The organism is Anaerococcus provencensis (assembly GCF_000312365.2).
GTDB lineage: Bacteria > Bacillota > Clostridia > Tissierellales > Peptoniphilaceae > Anaerococcus > Anaerococcus provencensis.
Genome location: NZ_HG003686.1, coordinates 460,972 through 467,442 on the forward strand (window position 1 = coordinate 460,972; position 6,471 = coordinate 467,442).

General features: G+C 33.5%; 7 protein-coding genes. 6 read left to right on the top strand and 1 reads right to left on the bottom strand.

Translation table 11 applies throughout. The features are described from left to right. Positions 1 to 141 precede the first annotated feature (141 nt). From BN38_RS04890 to BN38_RS04900, 3 genes are all read left to right on the top strand, one after another. Positions 142 to 792: an HAD family hydrolase gene (locus BN38_RS04890; protein WP_044565869.1), complete on the top strand. Its 651-nt coding sequence runs from the start codon at positions 142 to 144 to the stop codon at positions 790 to 792. A 100-nt stretch (positions 793 to 892) separates the two neighbouring features. Continuing rightward, positions 893 to 1,594, top strand: a complete 702-nt coding sequence (locus tag BN38_RS04895; protein ID WP_044565870.1) for an ABC transporter ATP-binding protein — start codon at positions 893 to 895, stop codon at positions 1,592 to 1,594. 3 nt (positions 1,595 to 1,597) lie between these two features. Next, on the top strand, positions 1,598 to 3,190 hold the full coding sequence (locus tag BN38_RS04900; RefSeq protein WP_044565871.1) for a hypothetical protein: 1,593 nt from the start codon (positions 1,598 to 1,600) through the stop codon (positions 3,188 to 3,190). Positions 3,191 to 3,208: 18 nt separating this feature from the next. On the opposite strand, the gene BN38_RS04905 is transcribed toward BN38_RS04900, so the two are convergent. Beyond that, the gene (locus BN38_RS04905; RefSeq protein ID WP_044565872.1) at positions 3,209 to 3,559 is read right to left on the bottom strand and encodes an SdpI family protein; all 351 of its coding nucleotides are present in this window, start codon (positions 3,557 to 3,559) and stop codon (positions 3,209 to 3,211) included. Between the two features lie 110 nt (positions 3,560 to 3,669). On the opposite strand from BN38_RS04905, the gene BN38_RS04910 reads away from it, so the two are divergent. The 3 genes from BN38_RS04910 to BN38_RS11170 all read left to right on the top strand — a co-directional run. Further along, positions 3,670 to 4,833 carry a glycosyltransferase gene (locus BN38_RS04910; RefSeq protein WP_044565873.1) on the top strand — a complete coding sequence of 388 codons (1,164 nt, stop codon included), beginning with the start codon at positions 3,670 to 3,672 and terminating at the stop codon, positions 4,831 to 4,833. Beyond that, entirely contained in the window at positions 4,802 to 5,803 is a 1,002-nt protein-coding gene (locus BN38_RS04915; RefSeq protein ID WP_044565874.1) for a glycosyltransferase family 4 protein, read from the top strand. The genes BN38_RS04910 and BN38_RS04915 overlap by 32 nt, the downstream gene beginning before the upstream one ends. Continuing rightward, the coding region (locus BN38_RS11170; RefSeq protein ID WP_044565875.1) for a hypothetical protein at positions 5,800 to 6,471 on the top strand (672 nt) is incomplete at its 3' end. The genes BN38_RS04915 and BN38_RS11170, both read left to right, overlap by 4 nt.

The following is a 6,471-nucleotide window of genomic DNA, read 5'->3' on the forward strand; positions in this document are numbered from 1 at the left end:
AAGTTATTAATATTTTACCCCATTGCATATACAATGAATATTATTTATCAAACAAAGGGTATTCTTAGCTACTATTTCATTAAATGAGAAATTTATAATACAATAGGGTAAATTAGCAAATAGGAAAACAAAGGAGATTTTATGTATATATTTGATATAGATGGAACGTTACTAAATACAATTGATGCTATAGATTATCACTTGAATACAACTTTCAAAAAATATGGCCTAGATCCTGTGCCAAAAGATAAGGTTAGAGAATTTGTGGGAAATGGACCTAAAGTCCTAGTTGATTCTGCCTTGGACTATGTTGATTTTTCTGGAGATGATATTTTAAAAGAAGAAATTTATGATGCCTATAATCTAGCCTACGACAACAACCCATCATACCTTACCAAGCCCTTTGATGGTATAAGAGAAGCTCTTGATGAAATCAAAAGTCGTGGAGAGATAGTGGCTGCCTTTTCCAACAAACCTGATTCCACATCAAATAAGGTCCTTAAAGACGTATTTGGCAATGATTACTTCGATTATATACTAGGTTATAGGGAGGATTATAAGAGAAAGCCATCGCCAGAAGGAATTATGATAATTGCAGAAAGATTTGGGGTGAATTTTTCTGATATCCTATACTTTGGAGACAGCGAAGTAGATATGAAGTGCGGGAAAAATGCCAGTATTTTCACTGTAGGATGCTCCTGGGGCTTTAGAGCTAGGAAAGTTTTAGAAGATCAAAATCCAGATGTAATTATAGATAAACCAAGTGAAATCACAACTATCAGAAATGTATAATCCATAATTAATATAAATATAATGGCTATCAATGACCTTGGCAATAAGTATAAAACTTTGATACACTAGTTAGTGAAATGATAAGTTATTGGAGGGATTGATGCAATTATTAATAGACAATTTATCTAAAAGTTTTGACGAAAAACTAGTTTTAGATAAACTAAGTATAACTTTAGACCAGGGGATAATCTACGGTCTCTTAGGTAGAAATGGAGCAGGAAAGACCACTCTATTTTCCCTAATAGCCAAGGAACTAGAAAAAAATTCTGGAGATATTTATCTCATTGATAAATCTAGCAAAAGCCCTCTTGACATAAAAGATGTATTTTTCATGCTGGCTGAGCCAGAACTCCCACGCTTTCTTACAGGTAGAGAATTTATAAATTTTTTCATAGACGTAAGTAAGGAAAGAATAAAAGGAAACTTAAATCCAGATATTTACTTTGATCAAGTTAAATTTGATGAAGATGACAAGGATAGGCTTATCCAGGGATATTCGACAGGTATGAGAAATAAGCTTCAAATGATGATGTTTCTTATCACAAAGCCAAAGGTGATTTTGATGGACGAGCCACTCAATTCCCTTGATGTAGTGGTTCAAAAAGAGATGAAGGATTTGATAAAATCAATCAAAAATGACCACATAATAATTTTCTCAACCCACATTCTAGATCTCGCCAAAAACATGGCAGATGAGATCCTCCTTCTCCACAAGGGGAAAATAAGCGAGGTTGACAGGGAAATCAAAAACAATCCTGATTTTGAAGAGGAAGTAATAAACTTGCTGCAAAGAGAGGATTAGCCGATGGAATATTACAAAAAATATAGGATTATTCAAAATATTTCCCATGCAGAATCCATCAACCGCCTAATACACTTCTTCCATAGGCTTCCTATAATTGGAAAACATACGGGGGATAAGTATAGGCTATTTGGATTTAAAAAATTTGTATACACACTAGGCCCTATATTTTCTTTGTTGGGTCAAATTATCAAATGCTTGCTATCCTTTGTCATATCAATTGTCATAAGTGGATCTATAATTTGGGCTTTACATAAGCTTGGTATATATAAAGTTCAGGAATTTGAAGACATGATGGATTATGGAGCAGTAAATCTGGCTTTTTTGAGCTTTTATCTAACACCAGCTCTCGTGTCCAATTTTATTGAAGGCGGCAAGTTTAAAATCCACCAACTAAATAAGCAATACAGGATGGAGGCCAAAGAGTCTGGACTAATACTTGGAGTCTTTGATCCTTTGAGGATTTCTTTGGGGAGAACTATAATATTTTGGATACTCTTGGACTTTAAAAAGGCTTTTCTAATAAGCTTAAGTCTAGCATTTATAAGAATAAGTTCCAATACTTACAGTGTTTATAAGTTTTCTAAAAAAGAAAAAAGGCTCTCTGAGAGATTTGCCTTCATTATAATCTTGGAAGTCATACTTTTTGCCTTATTGATGCAAGTGGAAGATATTTCTATTATCATTCTTGTAGCTATATTTGCAATTAGCTTCATTGCCTTTATTTTATCTAGCAGATATTTGTTTAGCTTTGATGGTTACGATAGGCTTTTGGAAGTGGCAAAAAGAGATAGCGCAAATATTGATTTAGATTATGATAAGATTGCCAATGATAGCCTTGCCCTCAAAGATTCTGATATAGAAAAGGATCAAGTAGCTAAGGGAAGGGGCTATGAACTATTAAATAATCTTTTTTTTCAAAGGCATAGTAGGCTTCTTGTAAAGCCAGTATTTAAAAAGGCATTAATAATATTTGCCATTATTATAGCTTTGCTCGTTGGTGTAAAATTTATTTTTACACGCTTTGCAAATCTTATAGAAGGAATCTTTTTATTATCCTTACCTATCATTGCTATGATTATTTTTAATGATACTGAAAGTGCTAGGGCTTTTTTCCTAAACTGTGACAGGTCTTTGATTCAATATGGATTTTATAGGGACTCCAAAGCAATATTTGAAATGTATAAGTTAAGATATAAGACCTTGTTAAAGATACATCTTGCAGGACTTTTTTCAGGACTTGTAAGCCTTATTACTTATTACTTTTTATACCAAAACATTGACGTAAAAACAGGGCTTCTAGCTGGAAGTTATGTAGTATTTGCCTACTTGTTTTTCCCAGCCTTTAACCTATTTAATTATTATGTTTTCCAACCCTTTAACCACGATGCATCTGCCAAGGGAGGCTTATATAAGTTTGTAAATTCCCTCATAGGCTATGTCAATATTTTGATTATACCTTCAATTATTGGTAAATTTGATGGAGATATGAATGTGGCTTTTATAGGTCTAATAGTTATTATGGGTATTTTGACTGTAACATTTCCATTTATAGTGAATAAATATGGCCAAGAAACCTTTAAAATAAGAAAATAAAGCGACCTTTTGGCCGCTTTAGTCATCTTTGAGATTGAATTTTTTTCTAAGTCTTATTTTTACTATAAAGTATAAGAGGATAAAATAGATAATAGCAAACAATGTTATAATTCCTACTAGATATGACCTCTTAAGCTCTAAGTAAATTAGTAGGGGAAAAATAATAGCAAATAAAATAAGGCCAAGAACTATGGAAGTAAGGCCAGCAAACTTATTGCCGTATTCCCAAGTGTTTTTGTCATAGCAAACTTCCCAAATATGAAAGCCTACTTTCATTTCGGGATAGGGGGAATAGAAATTTCTTAAAAAAATTCCTATATATATTGTAAATACTAAAAGAATTATGTCTGATACTATTAAAGGACCCATATTTCACCTCATTTCTCATAAATTATACTAATTTTTGTGGATAATGAAAGATGAGGATTTTTCCAAATTGTAAAAGAAATAATAGAACATATAGTAATATTGAGGATACTATGAAAATACTTATAACAAGCGATTGGTACTATCCTGTAGTAAACGGGGTGGTAAGATCAGTATTAAATTTAAAAGAATATCTAGAAAGTAAGGGCCACGAGGTAAGGGTCCTAACCCTATCAAACACTCTTATGTCCTATAAGACTAATGATGTATATTATATAGGTTCTCTTTCTGCCAAGAAAATTTATCCTGAAGCTAGGATTACAAATATTTTGGCCAATACCTATCTTAGAAGTATAAAGAAATGGGAGCCAGATATTATCCACAGCCAGTGTGAATTTTCGACCTTTATGATGGCAAAGACCCTATCAAAGATGCTAAATATCCCCCTAATCCACACCTATCATACAGTCTATGAAGACTACACCCATTATTTTACAACCAACAAAAAAGCTGGTGTTAAGATTGTGGCTAAATTTTCAAAGGCTCTTTCTGATATGTGCGATTATTTTATAGCTCCAACTGCAAAAACAGCAGCAATATTGGAGTCTTATAATATAGAGGAAGAAAAAATAGCGGTCATACCAACAGGTGTTCACATTCCAGACTTATATGACAAAGAAGGTTTGCGTGATGAACTAAAAATAGATAAGGATAAAAAAATCCTTTTATATCTAGGAAGGCTTGCCGAAGAAAAAAACATAGAAGAAATCATAGAATACTATGACAAACTCGATGATCCAAGTATAGAATTCCTAATAGTTGGTGGCGGACCTCACCTTAATAAACTGATAGATTATAGCAAAAACTTTAAAAACAAGGCAAATTTCATAGGTATGGTAGATCCAAGCGAGGTTAACAAATACTACCAGGCTGCTGATATCTTTACAACAGCATCTACATCAGAAACCCAAGGACTTACCTACTACGAGGCCCTATCAAATGCTACGGTTGCTATTTGTAGGAGTGATGATTCCCTAAAGGGAGTTATAGAAAATGGCTTCAATGGATTTTGCTACGATGATTATGACCAATTTAAGGCTTATATCTACCAGGTTTTGGATGACGAAGATTTGAAAAATAAACTTAGAGCAAATGCCAGAGCCTATGCCCTGGATAATTTTTCTGTCCAAAGCTTTGGTAGCAAATGTGAAGCCTTATACGAAAAAGCAGTAAATGAGTACGATTATGAAAGTCCTTTTATATACAAGAGATTATGAAACAGTAAAAGAATCTGGAGTCGGCAAGGCCATAGACCACCAAATCAAGGCTTTGACAAAGGTCGGATGTGACTTCACCCTAGATGAGAAGGAAGACTTTGATATAGTTCACATCAACACAGTCTTTCCCAAATCTGCTGCCTTTGCCTCTAAGGCAAAAAGATCTGGCAAAAAAGTCATCTACCACGCTCATTCTACCAAGGAAGATTTCAAAAATTCCTTTATTTTGTCAAATCAAATAGCCCCACTTTTTAAAGCTTGGCTAACTCATTGCTACAACAAGGGAGATTTAATCCTTACTCCAAGCGAATATTCCAAGGGAATTCTCAAGACTTATGGCTTAAAAAGAGAGATTGAAGTTGTATCAAATGGTATAGACCTAGATTTTTGGCAAAAGAGAGAAAATGATAGGGAAAATTTTTATAAGACCTATAATTTGGATCCTAATAAGAAATCAATCATTTCTGTTGGGCTACCTATCAAAAGAAAGGGCATATATGATTTTATAAAACTTGCAGAGCTAATGCCAGAATACGAATTTGTCTGGTTTGGTAAGCTAAATCCTTCGGTAATGCCTGCAGAGATAAAAAAACTTATTGACAAAGCTCCAGAGAATCTCCACTTCCCAGGATACATATCTAGCGATGAACTAAGAATCGCCTATAGCGGATCAGATTTATATGTATTTTTGACCCACGAGGAGACAGAGGGGATTGTCCTTTTAGAAGCCCTCGCCACAAAGGCAGATATATTAATTCGAGATATAGAAATATTTGAAAAAGACTATGTTGATGGAAAAAATATCTACAAGGGCAAAGATTTAAAAGACTTTAGGGAAAAAATCACTGGCATACTAAGTGGAGCTTTGCCATCATTAGCTGAAAATGCTTATGAAATTGCCAAGGCAAAGTCTATAGAAAACACAGGAAGAAAATTAGTAGATTCCTACGAAAAGGTACTTAAATTATGAGATCAATTTTATTATTTGTTATAATAGCCCTTATAACTATACTTATCCCAGCCATTGTGATGACCATAGTTAGCCTCATAGGTGGAGGAGATTTATTAGTTATAATTGGGCAAATGCTTATTATTTTGATATTTGTCCTAATTTTCACTAGATATTTGAAATATAAGAGAAAATATGAAATAGACACCGAAAATTTGATTAGCGGACAAAAAGATATAGAGAAGCTAAAAAAACTAAGAGATGAACGCAAGACCTACCAATCAAAGGCAGCCATCACTTATCAAATCTTAGCTAATGAGTTTTCTGATGAAGAAGCAGCAAATCTAAAAAAATACGCTACTAGACCAAGCGATATGGAACACTATTATTCGGCTCTCATCGATAATGCTACAAAAGAAAAGCGAGATGAGATAAGAAAAAAACGTGATTACTTCTTAAACCGCTACAGCAAAAAAGCCATGATTTATCCAGACTTTAAAGGAAATCTAAAGACAAGTGGCAAATGGATAGGATTCTTCTTTTTACTCTATATAATCTATAGCCTAATTAGCAATAAAGTTCCAATGGGCGAATTTGTTTACGCATCCTATGTACTTTTGGGCATGCTAATTTTAGCGGTAGTTATGATAAATACTATCCTTTGGATAGTTAGAAGTCTAACAAGCTAT